General features: G+C 56.1%; 1 protein-coding gene. It reads left to right on the forward strand.

Annotated features, from left to right (window positions below; genetic code table 11):
• Positions 1-57: 57 nt before the first annotated feature.
• A complete protein-coding gene (locus tag CGZ80_RS00200; RefSeq protein WP_094410758.1) occupies positions 58-22,284 on the forward strand; it encodes a tandem-95 repeat protein in 22,227 nt (7,408 codons plus the stop codon).
• The last annotated feature ends 79 nt before the right edge of the window (positions 22,285-22,363 follow it).

Below are 22,363 nucleotides of genomic sequence, written 5' to 3' on the forward strand. Positions count from 1 at the left end.
TTCCTCGGCGGCCCTTCCCGTTTTTATTTCCTCACCGATCTAGGCTACGGTCAACCTATGACCTCTCGACGAAAAACGAAGCTCAAGTCCGCACACAAGACCTCACGCCGCTCGCAACATCAGGCGTTGGAGCGACGCGAATTGCTTGCAGCGGAATTAGAGGCACCTCGTTTGATCGCTGTGTCAGCGAACTCGGGGCAGCAGTTCGACCTGCAAAGCAACACGCAGCTATCGACCTCGCCAACGGAGTTGAAGTTTCGCTTCGGGGGTGATCTGATTGACGCGTCGACACTGGCGGGGATCCAATTCAAACGGGCCGGGGGCGACGGATCGTTCACTCCGGATTCTGCAGAAGCGGCCGCAGGTCAGCCCGGATATCAAGTCGTTACGCCTGGCTATCTTGGGTTCGAAGACAACGACGGGACGAACATTATCGTCGCCCGTTTTGCCGAAACGCTGCCCGATGACCAGTACCGTGTCGAGATCGCCGGCTATGACGATACGAACGCGCAAATCGTTGGTCTGCGAGACGTCGATGGCGACTTGTTTGCGGCCGACGGTGCGACCGATCTGATTTCGCCAGTTCAGACGATTCGGTTCGAAGTCGAAATCGGGGCTCGTGTCGTATCGGTCGTTCCGCAGCCGATCGAGAATCTGACCGGGGCAAACCCCGTTCAACGTCGCGACCAGATTTTTGTCTATTTCAACGATGACCCGCTTTCCAATCCGCTCGCGGGGCCGGTCAATTCGAGCACCAGTTCGCTGCCGGTTGTTAAGCCTGATTACTACAAGTTGATCTATACCGGTGAAACGGTCGAAAACACCGACGACACCGTCAACGAGCCGATCAATGTCGAATACGATCCGCTGCTCAATCGTGCACGGTTGACGTTCGCGTCCGACTTGGTCGATCTGTTGCCAAATGATCCGTCTGGTGATCCGCTCGCGTCGGGCACATTCCGTCTGCGTGTCGGTCGAGGCGATGATTTGCCGACCGCACCGATCGAAGTCGCCAGTGCTGGCGGCGGTGGTGATACCTTCGCCGACGCGATGGATCTTGGCACGACGTTTGGAAACGCCACACAAAGTGTTGTTGTCACCGAAGGATTGATCAAATCCACCGACGCGATCATTCCCGATTGGCCTGGCGCGTATCCTGCGCCCGGTACTCGTGACAACCGACGTGACAAACAAGTCACAGGCCAAACGGATACGGCAGTTGGTATCGACGTCTTTACCTACAACTTCGCCAGAATCTATGGCGTCGATCCCCAGCAAAACCTGCTCGAGAATGCAATCACGGATGCGCAAAAGCAACGTGTGCGTGAAGTGCTCGATCTTTACAGCGAGCGATTGGGCGTCGAGTTTGTTGAAACCGCGGATGACGGTTTGCAAATCGTTACTGGTGACTTGCGAGCGGTCGTACCGACGGCCGATACCGGTGCCGGTGCGGATACACCACTGAGTCTTTATCGCGTCAGCGAGCGCGATCCGTCCAAAGGTATTTTGGTTCTCGATGCTGGCGAAAACTGGTTTGACGGTTACGGGATCTCTCCCGACAACCGGTTGAGCTACTTCACTGAAGCATTGCGCGGTGTCGGCAATTTGCTGGGTATCGGCAACATGTTCGAATTGCCGAGTGGTGTTGCCGCCGGTGGTAGCAGCCCTGACGAACCGAACTCGATCGACTTCACCAACCAGTACTATCCGAATCTGCCGGTCGAGCCTGAGTTCCTTAGCCAAAGCGACGTGACGATCGGTCAAGGTCTGCATCGTCCTGAAAGCAACGATGTCGACTTTTACAAATTCACGACGATTCAAAAAGGCCAAGTTTCGATCGAAACCCTGGCCGAACGTCTCGACGGCAGCAGCCTGCTGGATACGCACCTGATGCTTTACCGCGTCGTTGATGCGGCGGCTGGCGACTATGAATTGGTCGCGCAAAACGACGACTTCTACAGCGAAGACTCGTTTGTGGGTGTTGAACTTGAAGCCGGAAACTACGTCGTCGGCGTCAGCGCCAGTGGCAACGACCAGTACAACGGGATGATTTCTGGGAGCGGCTTGGGCGGCACCAGCGAAGGTCGCTACGAACTTCGGATCACGTTCAAAGCTGCTGGCGGCCAGACGATCACCGATACCAACGGCACTGCGTTAGATGGCGATGGTGACGGCGAAGCGGGTGGAGAATTCAACTTCTGGTTCCGCACCGCGCGTCCAATCGACGTCGCTGGCGCGGACGAACCACGTACGATTTTCGTCGATAAAGCTCGCGGTGATGATAGTGCCGCGTTCGACGGTTCGTTGGCGACTCCCAAGCGAACGATCAAAGCCGCGCTCGCGATGGCTGGTGAAGGCGACATCGTGCGGATTCTGCCAAACGCCGGTGTTGACGGTTTGATCAACACTCAAAACGACAACCTTGCGTACGAGATCGGTGTCGGTGGCGCGACCAACAATGCTCTCGCCGACGGCGCCGAATTTGTCGTGCCGAAGGGCGTCACCGTGATGATCGACGCCGGTTCGTTGTTCAAAATGAAGGATGCCAAGATTAGCGTCGGTAGCGAAACGGTTGATGAAGACCGTTCGCTGGCTTCGCTACAAGTTTTGGGAACCCCGATCATCGCCGGAGAAACTGGCGGCTCGGGTGAAGTGTTCTTTACCAGTTGGGACGACCAATCACTCGGCGTGGACACCAACCCACTTCCGACGACCGCTCAACCTGGTCAGTGGGCAGGTATCGAGTTCCGCAACGACTTCGATTACTCCGAAGGCCGACCGGTTTGGGAAACGGAAGGGATCTTCTTGGACTTCGTCTCGCACGCGAACATCCAATACGGTGGTGGCAGCATTAGCCCCAACGATCCGGTCGTGACACCATTGCAAATGAATGAAAGTCGGCCAACGCTGATTTTCAACTCGATTCGCAATAGTGCGGATGCGGCGATCAGCGCCGACCCGAACAGTTTCTTGGAAACGAACTTTACCGAGCCTGTCTATCAGCGTGCGGGTCGCTTTACCAGTGACTACAGCCGCGTCGGGCCCGAGTTGTCGGGCAACCGTTTGACCGACAACACCATCAACGGCTTGTTCGTCCGTGTGGAAACGCCAGCTGGTGGTCAGTTGGAACCGATGACCGTGCCAGGTCGATTCGATGACTTGGACATCGTGCACGTCCTAAGCGAAGTTTTGGTACTTCAAGGACAAGCCGGCGGACCACAACTGCTGGAAGAACGTCCGGACGTTTTGAACGTCGCCTTGTCAGCCCAATCCGACGGGACGCTCGCACCGAACACCACCTACGATTATCGCATTACTTATGTGACGTCAGCCGGTAGCGAGTCACTGGCAAGCTTGCCGACCGTCCAGCTGACGACATCGGCAACCTCGAAAACGATCGTCGTCAATAACTTGCCGACCACCCCATCGAACTTCGTCGGCCGGCGTCTGTATCGACGTATTCCCGGCAGTCCGAACTTCGAATTCGTCACGCAACTGGACCGTGTAACGACCAGCTACACCGACAGTGGCGAGACTCGCGGTGGGATGTTGCGATCGGAATTCCGCCCCGACGGTTCTGCGGTCGTTGCCAACACGGGACGCGGCGGATCGCTTGCCGCGGGTGTCGGATACAACTATCGCTTTACCTTTGTTGATGCGATCGGCGGCGAAACATCGGCGAGTGCCGCGACAACCACTTTCGCGGCACCGGATAGTGGTGCACTAGCGCTGACCGGAATTCCCGTTCCGACCGAAGATTACGTCGGCACCCGTGTTTATCGTTTGATCCCGCAGTCCAACGAATACGAACTCGTCGTCGAATTGAAAAATGGCGAGACGTCGTACACCGACGATGGCGAAAACGAAACTTTGATTCAATGGCGTTTGCCGAACAACGGTGACAATTCGTCGTTGCTGTTGCCACGCTTCGACGCACGCTTGTCGATTGATCCGGGCATCGTGGTCAAATTGCAAAGCGCCCGAATTGAAGCTTCGTTTGGAGCTGATTTCTACGCCGAAGGTGTTGATGGCAAGAAGGTGATCTTCACCAGCCGTCGTGACGACACCTACGGTGCTGGCGGTACCTTTGATACGAACAATGACAAGGTTTCCGGCAACGCTCAAGTCGGCGACTGGGGCGGTTTGGTGTTCCGCCAGGACTCCACCGGTAGTCTTGATTACAGCGAAATTCGCTACGGTGGTGGGTCGACATCGATCAGCGGTGGCTTTACCGACTTCAACGCAGTCGAAATTTTGCAGGCCGACGTGCGGATCGCTAACTCCGTCATCACTGACAACGCAGACGGATTCGCCAGCCAGACGATCCGCGGCGGGATCGGTTTCAACGACCAAGCAGCCATCTTCGTTCGTGGCAGCCAACCGACCTTGATCAACAACATCATCGAAGGCAACCAAGGGGCCGCGATCAGCATCAACCCTGACTCGTTTGTGTCCGAGTCGAAACTCGATGCGGGACGATCAACTGGTGCGGTCGATACCATCACGGTCGACAGCGACAACCAAGGTCCATTGATTTCGGGCAACCGACTTGATGACAACGATATCAACGGTATCCGAGTTCGTAGCGAAATCTTGACCGGTGACAGTGTCTGGGACGATACCGACATCGTACACGTCGTTGACGGTTCGATCGTCACGATGACACATCACTACGAGGGAACGTTGCGTCTGAAGAGCGATCCGGATCAAAGTCTTGTGGTTAAGTTCGGACCAGGTGCCAATTTGGTCGGCACGGGACGACCACTGGATATTACCGATCGAATTGGCGGCACGTTGCAAGTCATCGGTACGCCTGGAAATCCAGTCGTAATGACAAGCTGGAACGACTCTTCCATCGGTGCTGGCTTTACGCCTGACGGTAAGCCAATGAATGCGACACTGTCGCAGGCAGTCGCACCGGCAGCTGGCGATTGGCAAGGCATCGTCCTCGACGAATACGTCAACGACCGGAACGTCGCATACGTGTTGGAAGCCGAAACGGCCGACAGTGCTTCGATCGCGACCAATGCGTTTGCCAAAGACGCACAAATCATTGGTGACCTCGCCGACGGACAGAAGAGCGGTGACGAAAACGAGCGTCTGGGCTTCAATGTTCGCGGAACATTGGCGACCAACGACGATGTCGACGTCTATAGCTTTACGGCAACGGGCGGAACGGGCGTCTACATCGATATTGACCAGACCAGTGTCGGGTTGGATAGCATCGTTGAACTGGTAACCGCCAACGCGACGACCGTTAGCGGCAACACCAACGTCCAAGCACGTAGTGACAACTCGTTCTATGAAGCGACCGATTCGACGTTGATCTACAGCAGTCTGCCTGCCGGAACGGTACAGCCGCTGTTCCAACTGGGAGTTGGGAATGTCGAATCCGCAAACCGTTATGACGCGGGGATGCGAGTCATTCTTCCCGGTTCGAACAACAGCGAAAACACATACTACGTTCGCGTACGCAGTGCCGATGGACAATCGAGTGGTTCTTATCAACTTGGTATCCGCTTGCGTGAAACGGAAGAAGTCGCCGGCTCGACCGTACGTCTAGCCGATATCCGTTACGCAACCAACGCGATTACCCTGCCAAGTGCACCGCTTCATTCGCCGTTGACCGGGACGGCTGGCGAGAGCTTGGATTACACAACGGTGATCGATCCGACCGCGCAAAGTGGTGACGAGTACATTCGCGAAACTCAGAACGTGCTGTTGGATTACAACGCAGCCAACGCGGACAAGCTTGGCAACCTGCTGACTTCCGATCGTGGCTCATTGGTCGTCAACGGCGTCATCGGAAACGTCTCCTCGACCGATGCGGACGTGCGTTTGGGTGATGTCGATGTCTACCAAGTCGACTTGTTTGCTCAGCAGCTCGAAAGTGATGTCTTCGACAGCGAAAACCGCTTTGTCACAGCGACCTTCGACATCGATTACGCGGACGGTTTGGGCCGACCCAATACATCGATCGCTGTTTACGATCAAAACGGAACGTTGATCCTGCACAGTCGCGATTCAAATGTCGCTGACGACCGAGGTCGTCCGCTTAACGGTGTTGACCAAGGCAACTTGGCAGGCGGTTCGGCTGGCGGGTTGGATGCTTACATCGGCCCCGTCGAACTTCCCGAAGGCACTTATTTTGTTGCCGTTAGCAGTGCCGCCGCAGTTCCTGCCGACTTGAACCAATACTTCACCGTCGATACCGACGGCCAAGGCAATGCCGTCAACGATGAGGCTCGCTTGTTCCCGATCAACTCGGTACGACGATTGATCGATGAATCGTTTGACACGATTCCTGGTAGCGGTGACACGTACTACAGCGCCGATGCGCCAATCATTCCGTCCTTCCAAGATGACACTTCGTTTGTGCCGTACTCGTTGGACGACATGCGATTGTTCGTCAACCTGGGAACGGGTTATAGCGGAACGAACCGATCCGGCCTTGTCAGTGTGAACCCATTCACAGGGATCGTGGAACGTTTGATCGGCCAGTCCGCGAGCGGCAACAGCGACATCGCAGCCCGTGCGGACGGTGAGCTGTTCCAGTATGCGTTGCCTCCGTTCAACAACCCGAACAACGGCAACAGCGGTGGCTTCGAAAATATCAGCCCTGTCAACGGAGCCGCGACCGCGCTATCGGATGACGGTATTGTCTTCCGCCAGTCCAACCAAAACGGCAACGGAACCGAAACCAACGATGCGGCGCAATTCCTAGCACGCGGACTCGCGTTCCCGTTGGCTGATCGAGGCAACTCGGCAGATACGAGGCGAACCAACTTGGTTCCCAACAACAGCGACGCATTTGTGATTGGTGCTCGTGACGCACGCGGCCGCGGCGGCGAAGTACCGTTCGAATTCACTCGGAACATTCTGTACGGTTTCCGCCAGCAGACGGGTGAAATCACCAGCTTGGGCAGCACGAATGCGGACGATCACCGCAACTTCCCAGACCAGACTCCGTATCGACCAGCTCAAGGTCCTGCCTCGGAAGACATCGAATACGGTATTGTCGATACCGGTTTCATTTACAACACCGGTGGTGACGGCGGAGAAATTCAGGGCTTGGCATATGATCCGGAGCTTCGCGACGCGCAGCTTTGGGGCGTGACAAACAATGGCGGAATTCACTCGTTCTCGCCGTACCAAACGATCAGCACTCCGGCAAATTCGCCGCTGGCTGGCTACAACCGCGTCATTCCGACGAACTTTCACGGTGTCGTCGAGAAAGTGCCGGAGCACGCTGCGATCAGCGGACCAGGAGCTCCGAACTTCAGCGGTTTGACGTTCGGTCCACGTCAGATCGACAACCAAGGCTATCGACAAACGCTGTTCATGAGCACCAGCGATGGCTGGTTGTATGCGGTGACGATCGATAGCAACGGTGGTATCACTCCTGCGAACGTCTTCTACAACGGCCGGTCGGCACTTCAACTGCAATACAGCGGCGGCCTGTCAACCGTGAACTCGGTTACCGGTATCGCTTTCAGCAATCTCGAGGCCAGCCCATGGGGCCTGACTGGCGACCGCAACCTGAATGACGGTCACGGGGTGAAAACTCCTTACGATCAAAGTCGTACGGAATTTGCGAGCCGCGGCGGTGCGAGCTTGTACTACGGTTTCGAAGTTAATAACGGCAACAACAACGCGGCCAGTCAAGCAAACGATGCCGGAAACACGTTGTCACGCCCTGATGGCAACAACGGCGAGTTGGCTCCCGGCGGTTCGCACGGTTCGATCATCTCTGCCCCGATCGACCTGGAAGGTTACAGCAGTGGCGATAAGCCAACGTTGTACTTCTCGTACTACATGCAAGTCGAAGACAACGACGACTACATTCCGACTCGCCAGCAAAACGACAGTTTCCGTGTCTTTGCCGCTGGTGATGATGGTGAATGGAAATTGTTGGCGACAAACAATGATTTCCGTCAATTGCCGGCAGCCGACGAGTACGACTACTACGACGAGACCGGCATCCCGGTCCAAGAATTGTTCGACGACACGAACAACCGCTGGCGTCAAGCTCGCGTTGACCTGTCGCCGATGGCCGGCAATGAAAATGTTCGCATCCGGTTTGACTTCTCGACCGCCGGCGCAATGCAGGCGCACTTCGATTCGCTGGAATTGGTCGCCGTCCCAGGCGATGACGTCGTCAATGGTCAGTTGGCCGCATTCTTGGATGCGACCGGCAACCAAATCGTTTTGGAAAACAAAGTCGGTACCACCGTTGCGTTCCCGGCTGCTTCCGATATCACGATTGGTGATGTGATCCAACTGGTCGACGGCAATGGTGTTAACTATGCCTTGCAGTTCACCAACACAACGCCGTTGCCAGGCCAGGTGCAAATCACTCCCGGGATGACTGCCAACCAAGTCGCGCGGGCTGCCATTGCCGCACTGAGCCAAGACGTTCAGGCGAAAGGTCCGCTGTCGACCTTGTCTACCGATGGACGAGTCCGGTTCGCATCGATCACGGATTTTTCCGTCTTCGGTTCGACCGTGATTGGCGAATCGAACCCAATCTTGGTTCAACGATTTGACACGATGTTCGATGGTGCGATCACTGCAAACGCAGGTGGCATCGCGGACCAAATCGTGATCCCTGATGGTCAGCTCATCCTGTCGGGTGACCAATTGGTCTTTGGAAATACTCAGACCATCGAGTTTGTCGAAGAACTCACTGGCAACCCAAACGAATTCCTGTTCAGTCCGAGCGAAACGGCTGACGAGATCGCTCGGCGTTTGATGACCGTGCTCGATTCGCAATTTGACGCGATCTACGAAGGCGACGGCATCATCACGATCGTCGCGAACCAAGCGGTCAACTCGGTTGCAACGGCGGATTCGCCATTTGATCAAGCCGCGATCTCTTCGGTCGACGAAGGTCGGATCGAAGTCGCCTTCCAAGATGCGATCACGGGCATTCCAGCCGACATCATCACGATCGATCATGTTGGCGGCACTTCGCGAGTTCAGTTGGTCAACCAGCTTTCCAACTTCCCGCCAGCCAATCTGATCGAAGTCCAGGTGGGCTTGCTGGACACGGCCGCTGACATCGCCGCAAAAGTCCAAGCCGCGCTACCTGGCGAAGCGGGTGCCCTGGTAACAGCCACCGGCGAACTTTCAGTTGCCGCTTCGTCTGTCACCATCAGTTCCGACATCGGCGCGATGGGAACGGGTTTGGCGTCCGCGCGAGAATTGACCGTTCCCGCTGGCAACCAGATTGCCGACGGTGAAATCCTGTCGATCGCCGACGACAACGGAATCACGACACTGGAGTTTATTGACAGCCCTGTTGCTGGTCCTGCAGGTACCGTGAATTTCCAAGCGGGCGATGCTGCGGATGTGATTGCCGCTCGGATCCTGGCCGCACTCAACGGCAACACGGAAGCCTTCGTCGTGGCCGACGTTGTCACAATCTTCGGTGCATTCAGCATTGATTCAGACAACGACTTGACCGCATTCAACGACGTCGCGATCAACGCTGCCGAGTTCAATGTGCCTCGCGGTGACCAGATCGCGGTCGATGACACTATCGACGTGACCGTCGGTGGCCTCACGACCACGTTCACGTTTGTAAACGGCACACCCACTGATGTGACGCAAATTGAATTTGCGGTGACAGATAGCTCTGCCGCAATCGCCAACCGTGTGGTGGCCGCACTCGTTGCGTTCAACGCAGTCCGATCGGATACCGCTTTCGCTAATTCCGGGGTCCGCCTGCTCGCAGACTCCGTCGCTTTCTCAGCATTTACGCCAACTGAAACGTTGGCTCACGCGACGATCCTTGGCGACGTGACGTTGATTCCGATCAACAGTGTCGAACGCCTTCGTCACGGCATGCAGTTCGCAATCTCTGCCAACGGCGATTTCGAACAGTTCACTTTGATCGAAGCCGGTCGCAGCATCGATACGAACGCTGTTCTGAATTCGAATGCGGTTTACTTTGACCGCGCGGGATTGCAGTTCACGCCGCAACAGGCGTTCAATGAAGTGGTCCGCCAAATCAACGAGGCGATGCCAAACACGGCGGTCTATGCCGATCCAAATGGCCGTGGCATTGTGATCGACGATGACAACGCTTTCGTCACCGTTTTTGATAATGGTGTTGTCGGAACGCAGCTGAACACTCGTGAAATCAACGAGTCGGCATTGCCGCTGACGTTGCCCGCCGGTAACAAAATCGTCGCTGGCGAGCAGTTGACGGTGACGCTCAAACGAGACAGCTCGCAAAGTGCTGGTGGCACCATCGTGCTTACGTTGGTCCCAGAGAGCCAAGCGACTGGAGCGGCAGGCGAGATTCTCTATAACCCAGCGGATTCGGCAGCGGACGTCACCACACAAGTGTTGTCGCAATTGCCGCTTGAACTCCAAGCGTTCCAAGACGACGCGCGCAAGCTACTGCTGTTGGGAGTTCGGTCGGTCAAGACTTCGTCAACTTCAAAGATCATCAGCTACGCACCGGCGAACACCGGTACCGCGCCGATCATCGTTGATTCGACCATGACGATTCGTGAAGTCGCGTCGCGATTGCAAACTGCTGTTTCCGAAGGAGTCGCGCCATTCATCACCGCAAACTCGAACCAGTCAAGCACTCGGTTCCATTCGACCTACGGTGGCGATCGGATTCGTCTCTACAATCTGACTCCTGCTTCCAGTGCCGGTTACGGTCTCTCGCAATACGAGGTTTTGAACTACGGCAACGGTGAATTGACCACATCGCCTGTTCCGGCGGATGAGTTCGGCGTCGGTCGTCCAGCTTCCTATGCGGGCAGCCAGCAGAGTACTGCTGCGGCAGATAACAACGACAACATCGAAGGTGTCTACATCGACGATATCGTCGTCGGATTCGCCGAACGTGGTGAAATGGTTGTTCAAGGCTCGAACCGTACTGCGTTCTCACTGAATCCCGAAACGCTTCCGGATTCGCACCCACAAGCGGTTCAACCTGAACGTCAGAACGAGACCCTGCTCGGTCCCTACTCGCTGGAAATCCGCACCTCCGACGAGTACGGCGTTCCTCAGGATTACGATCCGATCAACTTGGAATTGGACGAATACCTGGGACTCGGCCGGTCGTTCGATACCAATGACCGATTGACCAGCGGCACAGTTAGCTTGATCACACAGCCCGGCACGACGTTGCGGGACGGAAATACGTTTGTATTGGACGATGGCTGGCGTCGCCTGACATTCGAATTCGATAGCATCCGCGATGGCAATGTCACCCAAGGAAATGTGCGTGTCTCGTTCGACCCGTCCAGTCCTGATGCCGCGTTGACCGCTCGAGCCGTTCGCAACGCGATCAATTCGGCTCAGGTGCAAAACGTTCTGTCGATCACTGCCGCGACTTCCGATAGCTTCCAATCGGCTGCCAACACGGCAAACCGCGTCGAGCTGTTCGGTTCATCGTCGATCACGGTGAACCCAACTGGCGGACGCTTTATCAAACAAGATTTGGTCAAAGCTGAAACTTCGCAAGGACGTGAGACTTCGCGTGAAACAACGATCATCAGCCAAGAAGACGAGATTGTTCAACGCGTCCAATTCGGCGATGAACTCGCTCGTTCGACACCTACCGGATTCGTCAACGGCGATGCGGATACCTATGTGGGCATCGGAAAGATCGGTGACTTCGTAAACACCGGTACCGTGTTCCAGGATGGTGCAGCGGTTCTGCCAGCCGATCCGGCCTTCGACTATGACTCGGTTCGGATCTATCTGAGCCAAGGCCAGACCGTCGACATTGACGTGGACACCCTCGGGTTCGCTCGGGGTGCCGAGAAGTTGGACTTGCCATATATCAGTGTCTTCGAAGCTGGCGAAGTCAGTTCGGAAACCCTGTTCCACTTTGAGATCGATCGTCAGCGCCAAAGCAGTCTGTTTGAACCGAGTCGCGCCCCGGGCGAGTCGGAAGACGGTGCCTTCCTGGCATTTACGGCGCCAAAAGACGGCTTCTACGATGTCGTTGTCAGCTCGACTTCGTTCATGGGGTCGGAGTACCTGTTCCTACAAGAAGCGTTCCGTAACTTCTATGCCGGAGGAATGATCGAAATCACGTCGGGCGTATCACAGGTTCGATATGAATACACCAACGGCGGGCCTGTCACGCCAGGCAACGTTGCGATCGACTTGTCCGATGCCAGCCAAACGGTCGCTGAATTGACCGCCGCGGCAATCGCGGCCAATCAGGCTTCGGTTGTCAAAGCGAACGCGGATGGACAATACGTCAACCTGTTCAATTACGGCAACACCTACGGCGTTGGCCCGACGATGACCGTCAATACCAATGCGGGTGGTACGTTCTCGTTCCCACTGTTCGCTGCGTTGCAGTTCCGTGATTCGGACTTCGGCGAATACGCTTTGAATATTCGCCCCGCAGACGATCCAACCTCGGTTGGCGATGACGATGTGATCATGGTTGACTACCAATTCGGTATCAGCGATGCGAACCGAGTCGAAGACCAAGGTCAAATCGTTATCTCTAGCAACTTCATCCAAGACTCGTCCGGAACCGGTATTAACGCTGTTAGCAACACGCGTGGTAGCCGCTTGGTTGTTTCTGGAAACACGATCACTCCTGATGCGTTGCCTGAACCTGGTTCGGCACGCTTGCTGCGAAACCAAAACACAGATTCCTTGATTCCAGGTGTTGTGATCTCGAATAACGTGATCAGTAACTCTGGAACCAGCGGCATCAACTTTGGCGGCGATGTCAACGTCAACGGCCAGATCCCATCTCCGACTTCGTTCGGACGCATTGTCAATAATACGGTCGTCAACGAAGGGAATGCGGACGGTATTCGTATCAGCGGCAATGCAAGCCCGACCGTGCTCAACAACATTGTCAGTGGCTTCACCAACGGTATCGTTACGACTGCGAATCAAGCTGGCGAAGTCGTTGTCGGCGGAAACGCATTCCAAGGGAACAACAACAATTCGTCGATTCCATTGGCAACTTCGTCGATCGTGGTGCCAGGTGGCGTGCAACTGTTCCAAGACGCCGGCCGTCGAATCTACATTCCAGCAGCCGGCAGCGAAGTGATCGACAGTTCGTTCGCATCTTTGCCCGATCGCAGCGAGTTCTTCCAGACAGTTAAAGATCCTGTCGGTATCGCCCCTTCGCCGATCATCGCTCCGGAATACGATGCCTACGGTCAACCGCGTGTCGATGACCCGCTCGTCAACACGCCGGCCGGTGTCGGTCAAAACGTCTTTATCGATCGGGGAGCAATTGACCGCGCCGACGATGTACGTCCGACCGCCGTATTGACCGGACCACAAGACGCGATTGGCATCCAAATTCCTGGCGGTGACCAAGACCAAGACGGCTCCTTCGTTCGTTTGACCGAAGGAACTCTGACCTACTTCGAGGTCCAACTCCTCGATCCAGCAGGAACGGGAATCGATCCCGCAACGGTCAATGAAAACACGGTTATCCTGACCGAAAATGGCATTCGGTTGATTCCGGATCGCGACTACGTCTTCGGATACAGCAGCAATAGCAACACGATCCGGTTGACTCCACTCACCGGTATCTGGCGACCCGATGCGGTTTACGAGATCACACTCAATAACTCGCTACGCTTGGAAGTTGCGTTGCCTTCCGGAGATCAAATTCCAGACGGCTCGCAAGTCATCATCACCGAGAACGGCGGTGCCGTAACAACGTTTGAGTATGAATCCGGCTACAGCCTGGTAATTCCGCAAACGACCTTGCTGACAGTTGACGGGACGAACGCACAGTTCACCGATGGCCAGCAAATCGTGATCACCAATGCGACAGGTGTGACGCGAACCTTGGAGTTCAACACCAATGCCGCTGCGACGCCGTCGACCATCCCGATCGACATCCGCACGGCAGGAACCGTTGGACAAGTTCGTGACGCGATCCTGGCAGCTTTGCTGAGCACCGACCCGGGATCCAATCCGGCGGTTACCGTCGCTCAAGCGTTGGGCCTGAATCCGACCGCGATTGGAAATGACCAGGTTCAACTTGGTACGACCGGCGGACATGTCATCACGACAACCGCGACCGCGATGGAAATCAGCGGAGTTGACCAAGGGGTGCAATCTGGTGACACGTTTACTTACTCGGACGGAAGCACTTCGGTGACGTTCGAGCTAACCACCACGTCAGTAAGCGATCCGAATAACGTCGAGGTGCTGATTTCGCCAACCGATTCGCCTGATGAAATCGCCGCGGCAATTGCGGCTGCCGTATCAGCTCAGAACCTGGGATTGGGATCGGCACAGGCTGTCGGTGGCGGACGCGTCGCACTTGGCGGTTCCGTCGGCGACGTCGCGACGGTTAACAGTTCGGCGATGGCTTTGGAAGGTTCGCCTGGTATCGCGGCCGGTGCGATCGCGATTCCATATCGTCAAACCGCCGGTTACACGTCTTCGTTGGCAGCAGCCGATTTGCAAGCCGCGATTCGTGAGGCCGGATTGAATGTCGAAACGTTCAACCCAGGTGGTGGCACATTGCTGATCAGTGGTGCGTCATCGATCCAATCGGATATCGGTGGCGTTCTGACGGACATCGGAACTAACCTGCCAGCCGTGTCTGACTTGGCCGGCAATCGTGTTCGCGAGACTCGCGTCAATGATGAAACCCGGTTCACGATCATCATGCCTGAGGTGCGTTTCGACTTCGGCGATGCACCCGCCAGCTTTGATACTTTGTTGGTCGACAATGGCGCCCGCCACACGGTTTCCGGAACAGGTGGGGCGCGTTTGGGCGTCTACTTGGATACCGAAGAAAACGGCCAACCGGTCAATCGTGACGACGCCCTGTTGGACGTTTCAATCACGCAGGTCGGCAGTTTGTTCTCCATCGGGCAGAACTCTGTCAGTGTGGTCGGTAGCGTCAGCGGTGGTGAAGAATTGACGGTTACCATTGGCAGTCAAGTCGTGACCTACCAACTGATCCGGGCGACCGAAAATCCGACCGGGGCGAACGTTCCGATCACTTTCGTGGATGGCGAATCTGCTGAAAGTATCGCTCAGAAGGTCTTCGAAGAAATCCGTGCTTCATTCGACGTTATCGGATCGGCAGTTCTTATGGAGCTGTCAGGGGATACCGTGAATCTGCAACCGGTTGATGACGAAGACGGTGTACCGATCGGAACGTTGGTTGTTGGAAACGTACCGTACTTGGTCTTCACCGATGACCCGAACGTCACGGGCAACGTCATTCCTGACAGCGTGATCGGATTCCTGAACCCACTGGATCCTTCCGGCAGCACGATCCCGATCAATGTGACGGGAAGTGGCTTGGTCGATATCTGGGTCGACTTCGACGGTAGTGGTGAGTTTGAAGCGGACGAGCAGATTATCTTCAGCGAACCTGTCACCCAGGAACTGAACCCCAATCCGCTGATCGTCGCACAGAGTTCGTTCCCAATCGACGCGGTTCCACAAGGCCATGTGCAAGGCCAGCCGTTGCCCGATCGTTGGATGCGAGTTCGCTTGAGCCAGTCTGGCGATCTCAGCCCAACCGGTGTTGCGGTTGGTGGTGAGGTCGAAGATTACATGATCTCGGTCGCGCCTTACGATCCGCCACAACCGGTCGATGACCCCGTGAACCCGGCGAACGGCACACCTTATGTCGTGGTCGAAGACGGAACGTTGACGGTAGACACGAGCACCGCAACGCCCGCACCGATCACCGACAACGACTTGGGATTGAATCAGCTTCTGCCGGTTCGCTACTTCGTCGGACAACAGCCACAGCACGGTCGCTTGGTAATCAACCCCGGCGATGAACTGACCGGGTCGTTCACGTACATTCCGGATTCAGACTTCGTCGGAATCGATACTTTCACGTATCGCTTGACCACACAACGCAACAGCGGCTCGGAAGCTGTCAACGCGACCTTCGGAACGGTCACGATCGAAGTCACTCCGGTCAACGACATTCCGGGCGTAGTCGACCATGCATTGGTTGCGACTGAGTACCAGCCAAACGAAAGTCCTGCCGACACGCCGACGGTCTTCATGGCGTCTGACCTGATTGCCGGGGCGACCGGCGATGGCAACGCGATGATCCCAGGCTTGCCGTTTGACGAATCAAACCAAGACAGCTCGCTGCGTCTGTTGGCAATCACGGCGGGTGGTGTGACGATCGATGCGTCGAACCAGACCGCGGTCGCGATCACGCCGGAAGGCGGACGCTTGACGGCCGAATTTGCGACGGACTTTGCTGATCCGCTTGACCCGACAACCTTTGATCGAACCTACATCTCGAGGGTTTATTATCAGGGTGCGGATTACTTCAACAGCGACAACTTGCGTGCCGCAACTGATCCACCGATTTTGGATAGCTTTGTATTCACGATCGGTGACGACGGACGAAGCTTGGACGCCGATGGCAACATCGTTGCCGGAACCCCATTGTCCGCAAGTGCGACGGCGACTGTTCGCGTGACACCGCAGAACAGCACCCCGACGCCGGGTACCGACTTGGTTTCGATCGCTGATCCGGACTATGTCGACTACTACAACGGATTGGGGCAAGCAGTCGTCACCCCGATGGAAGACACTTCGATCATCATTCCTTCGGCGTTCTTGCTGCAAAATGATCTGCAAGGCTCGCCAGCAGCAGAAGACGAAAACGAAGGCATCAACTCGAACGATGGCCAACTGACGATCACCTCTGTTTCGGTCGATCCGTTCTATGGAACCGTGGAACTGGACGCGACAACCGGCGATATCATCTTCACACCTGCTGATGATATTTATGGCCAAGTCCTGTTTAGCTATGAAATCGAAGACCGTGGTCAAGACGAAGCAGTTGACGGGACACGTGCAAACGCATTCCGCCGTGCGACTGTCACGAGCACGATCTTTGTCGAGCCAGTCAACGATGTCCCGGTCGCTTATGACCGTGCGTTGAGTGTTGATGAGGCGATTGAACCGGCCGGACCAGCAATCCTGTCCTTCACCGCAAACGACCTGATCAACGGCCGTGGCGTAACGACGAACTCGCCTGTTGCGACGACAAGTTCGAGGTTTGTTGTGGTCGCGGGATCGGCAATGATCGATGGCGAGACATTCATCTTGACCAACTCGGCCGGCGTCCGTCGCGTGCTGGAATTCAGCACGACAGATGTCCCATCGGTCGGAACTGACGTCCTCGTAACGTACTTGACCACCGACACGGCTGACGAAGTTGCCTTGAAGCTTGGCAACGCGTTGGTCGCGGCAGGATTGGGTGGTGTCGTTGACGCCGCCACAGTCACCATGCCTCTCGTTACCGCCGTGTCGACCCGCAGCTACACCGCTGCGAGTTCGGCATCAGCGTCGGGTATCTCCGTGCCGGACGGTTCGATGATCGTCGGTGGTGAAGTCATTCGCATCACTGACGGCCAAGGCCAAGTGACGACATTGGAATTGAGCACCAGTGGCGTGTCGGCGACCGGTGCTGATCTGCTGGTGACCTTCACACCGACAGACACGGCCGCAACGATCGCCACGGCAATCAAGACCGCTTTGATCGGAGCGGGAATCGGTGCCTACGACGATCCAGCCCCAGCGACCGATCGAGCAGGAGTCCTGCTCAACTCGCCTACAGTCACCGGTATCAACGAGCCATCGTCGCTGATCGTTTCCAGTGGCAATCGCCTGAGCCTGCCCGATGGCGCAGGACTTGTCGATGGTGAAACCGTCACGTTTGCTGACGGTCGGGGTGGCGTGGTTGTGGTTGAATTCAACACGACCGGGACCGCCGCCGCCGGCAGCGACTTGGTGGTTCAGTACACCGCAACGGACTTGGCGACTGATATCGCGACGAACCTCGTGTCGACTCTACGCGGCAACGAGCTAGGCGTCGTGGACAACGCCGATGGATCCGTTTCGCTGACCGTGATTGCTTCGGCAGTATCCGTTGCACCGACGTCCGCGATCTCGGCTTCAACGACTGCGATCACGTTGCCCGCACCAGAGCAGCTGATCGACGGAGAGACGGTGACACTAACCGTGGATGGCAATCCGGTTGTTGTTGAATTCAATACGACGGGAGTCGCGACGGTCGACACGAACTATGTCGTTCCTTTCGCATTGACCGATACGCCAGCTGATTTGGTTGCAAACCTGGAGGCTCTACTGCGAACCGATGGTTACGCCGTGACAGCCGTTGGCGATACGCTGCAACTGTGGGACAACGCTTCAACCGTTGCCAGCGAATTGCGAAACGTCCCCGGGTTGTTCGATAAAGATTTGCCAGCTCCGTACAACGAAGCCGAGCAAACCTTGCGAGTCGTCTCATTCACGACCGCTGCCGGAACGATCAACGCAATGCCAGGATTCACCGGGTCCCAGACATTGGATTCCGATAACGGCGGGTTGTACACGTTCAACTTCACCAATGGGGTCTTCGTCAACGGTACCTATGCACCGCCTGTCGACTACAACCAAGCTCCACCGTCGGTGCCATTCGAGTCCTTCACATACTCGATCGCAGACAACGGCCGAACGACGCTGCCATTCGCTGGCTTGGTCCGTAGCTTGCCAGAGGAAACCAGTGTGCTGGAAGGTACCGTGACGATCACGGTGCGTCCGGCTAACGACAAGCCTTACATCGAGTACGAGCAAGAAGTCGAAATTCTCGAAGACCCAGCTCCGGGACAGTCGACGATCGATGGTGTGTTCACAACTGTTTTGCCAGCACCTCCAACCGCCGGCGATGAGCAACTGAACCAAGGCCGACCGACCGTCACATCCATCATTGCGACGGATCCGCGTGGTGTGATGGAACAGCTGCCTGTCGTCACAGACGAGGGCGGGTTGACGGTTTATCCGAAGGCGGATGCTGTTGGACAAGTTGTTTATGCGATCACGTTCACCGACGATCATCCGACCAACCCACAATCGACGACGGTTACGCTGACGGTCAATGTTCGACCTGTGAATGACGCTCCTCGTTTCAATCCCAATGTGGCCGGAACCGGTGCCGTCAACACGCTGGATGACGCTTATGAAGTCGCCAACGTTGTCGATCCGAACACCGGACTGGTTACCGACGCGTCGATCACGTACACGCTCCGCGAAGATAACTCGCAGCCTGTCGGTCAAGCCGACCGCGAGTACTTCATTCCGCTGTACCGTGACCCATCCGTGATTGGTTACAACCCTGTCGGTCTCTTGGACGTCTTTACCGTCGGACCGGCAAATGAAATCAGTACGACGATTGAAGGTGGAAACCAGTCGTTGATGTTGAACAATGTGCCAGTGACAACGGATCTCGGCGGAACGTTGCGTCTGGGAACCGATGGATTGGGTCGACAAGGTGTGTTCTATGATCCGCCTCAAGACTTCAACAATCAGATTGGCGGTTTCGATACCTTCACCTACTCGGTAATCGACAACGGCACCACTTGGGGCAACGGCCAACTGGAATCTGATCCACGCATCTCCACCAATGTGGTGCGATTCGATCTGAATCCGGTCAATGACCGCCCGGTGTTCGACATCAACCTGCCGCCTGCGGATATGAATGATCCGACCGGGCCGCTGCGTGCGATTGAGACCCTGGAAGACAGTTCGCGGACGTTGATCAATAACTTCGCGTTCAACATCAATCCTGGTGTTCCGACCAGTGCGTTTGACGAAGTGAATCCGGTTACCGGCCAGACGGTTCGGTTCAGTCTGACTTCGCTCGGCTTCCCGCAGTCGCAAGCAAACCAATTCTTCACCGAATTCCCAACGATCAGTGAAGAAGGCATTCTGACGTTCCAGCCTGCACCCGATGTGTTCGGCAGCTTCGATTTTGAAATCGTGCTTTCCGATGATGGTCCAGGCAACGAGACCCGAGGTGACTTGATCTCGTCGCATCCGCGTACGATCACGATTGACGTCCTGCCAATCAACGATCCACCGGTTGTCGATCCCGCAGCGGATCCATTGGAGTTCAGTATCAACGAAGACGGTTCGATCGACATCATGACCGTCGGCACCCCAGGAAATCCTGGTTTGCTTGACGTGTTCAATGTCGGGCCGATCAATGAAGGTGAGGACTTGACGCCCGGTGGCAATCAAACTCTGTCGATTCAGTCGCCGATCCCAACAAGCTCGACCTTTGAAGGGACGATCGAAGAAATCCGCCAAGGCGGACAGTTGGTCGGACTGCGATACCATCCAAAGGAAGATTTCGTCGGCACCGATACGTTTACCTACACCGTGACCGATGATGGCGTTACCGTTGATTTCGGAACCGGCGGTGTACCAAAGTCTGACCCACGAATCGCGACGAACATCGTCAAGATCAACGTGAATCCGGTCAATGACATTCCGCAGTTCAGCGGACCGGCGAACGTCACAGTCGATGAAGACGCTGGTACGGTCAGCATTTCGAGCTGGGCAAACAACGTCCTGCCTGGACCGCCATCGGCACTGGATGAATTGGATACGCAAGACGTGTTCTTCACGATCAACCAGGTCAGTGGTGCCCAAGGGCTATTCACGAGTGCTCCTGTTGCGGTAATCGATCCTGTGACGCAATCTGCTTCGCTGGACTTCGTGACCGCCCCCAACGCGAATGGCGTCGGGGTCTTTGAAGTCCAACTCACCGACGTGCCCACCGATGGCACGACACCGATGAGCACTTCGTTCCGGACGTTCACAATTTCCGTTCGCCCGGTCAATGACCCGCCGACTTTCGATCGCCCGATGGGGCCGATTACGATCACCGAAGACTTTGGTCCGTATTCGGAATTGTGGGCGACCAACGTTAGCCCGGGTCCCGCGGACGAAGCGGATCAAACCGTTCGATTCGAAGTGGTCACGCCTCCGGACGCACAAAGCTTGTTCCAGCAATTGCCGGAAATTGGCGCGGATCGATACCTGCGATTCTTGCCGGCCGCAAATGCGAACGGCACTGTCGATCTCACCGTAACCGCGATCGATTCTGCGGGTGGTGTCTCCGAGGCCGTCGTCCTGCGACTGATCATCACGCCGGTCAACGATCGACCGACAGCCGTGCCAGATAGCTTGACGACCGATGAAGATACGATCCTGACGATTCCAGCTTCACAGTTGTTGGCTAACGATATCGATCCCGATATCAACAACCCGGGCGATACCTTGACGATCGTATTCGATCAGCCCGAGTTCTTGTCACTCAGCGGGGCATCGGTCCGCTACGACGAAGCGACGCAGCAGATCACGTACGACCCGAGCGGTTCAGACACTCTGCAAGCTCTGTCCGGAAGCGAACAGGCGACGGATTCGTTTACCTACCGTGTGGTCGACAGCACCGGGGCGATTAGCAATATCGTGACGGTCGCCCTGTCCGTGTCGGGAATCAACGATGCTCCAGTAGCACTTGATGATTCGCCGACGCTGAATCCCAACGGCCCGACAACGATTCCGATCCTTAGCAATGACTCCGATGTCGACGGAACGCTTGATCCGTCAACCATCGAATTCACGTTGCAACCTGCGTTCGGTTCGCTGTCCGTCGACAGTTCGGGTGTGATCACTTACAACGCGTTCAGCACCTTCGCCCAAGAAGACGTGTTCCGTTATCGCATCAGAGATAACGACGGTGCATTCAGCAACGAGGCGACGGTTCGGATCCAAGCGAACGCGGCTCCGATCGCTCGCGAAGATCGTGCAGGAACGTACCTGAATGAATTCGTCGACATCAATGTGGTTGCCAACGACGAAGATCCAGATCCGGTTGCGGGAGCTCCCAATGGCGGGTTGGACTTCGGATCGCTGACGATCGTCAGTGCACCGTTGCATGGGGAAGCGATTCCACGCGGCGACGGTACGATCCGATACATCCCGTCCGACGGGTTCCTCGGAATTGACTCGTTCCAGTACACGATTGCGGATTCGCAGGGACGCGTCAGTAGTCCTGGTACCGTCCGTGTTCAGGTCACCGGTAGTCGCTTGCAGAACCCGAACTTGAATCCCGACGTCAATGACGACGGTGATGTTTCGCCAATCGACGCTCTGTTGGTCATCAACAAGATCGCACGAGCGGGAACGTCAAGTATTCCTGTGACCGAAAGCGATTCGGGACCACCGTACTTCGACGTCGACGGCAACCGAACGATCTCGGTACTCGACGCATTGTTGGTCATCAACGAACTGGGGCGTCGTCAGGCGTCTGGCGGATCGGGCGAGGGAGAATCTGTGGTTGATTCGATCGTTGCTGAATCGACCGTCATGAACGGGCCGATGGACTTCTTGGATTCGATTGTCGGAACTGACGATGACGACGACGATGATCGCCTCAACGCCATCGATGCGGCCTTCGGTGACTTGATCTAAGATCGTTTGACGCACGGTCCGGTGGCGAACCGCTGCCGGACCGATTGATCTTGATATTTGGAAAGGTCGTCGAAGATTT

This window comes from Rhodopirellula sp. MGV (assembly GCF_002251265.1).
GTDB classification, from domain to species: Bacteria; Planctomycetota; Planctomycetia; order Pirellulales; family Pirellulaceae; genus Stieleria; species Stieleria baltica_A.

Excerpts from the sequence above, each read along its gene's own strand:
- CGZ80_RS00200 (WP_094410758.1), top strand. The coding sequence starts at position 58 with ATGACCTCTCGACGAAAAACGAAGCTCAAGTCCGCACACAAGACCTCA.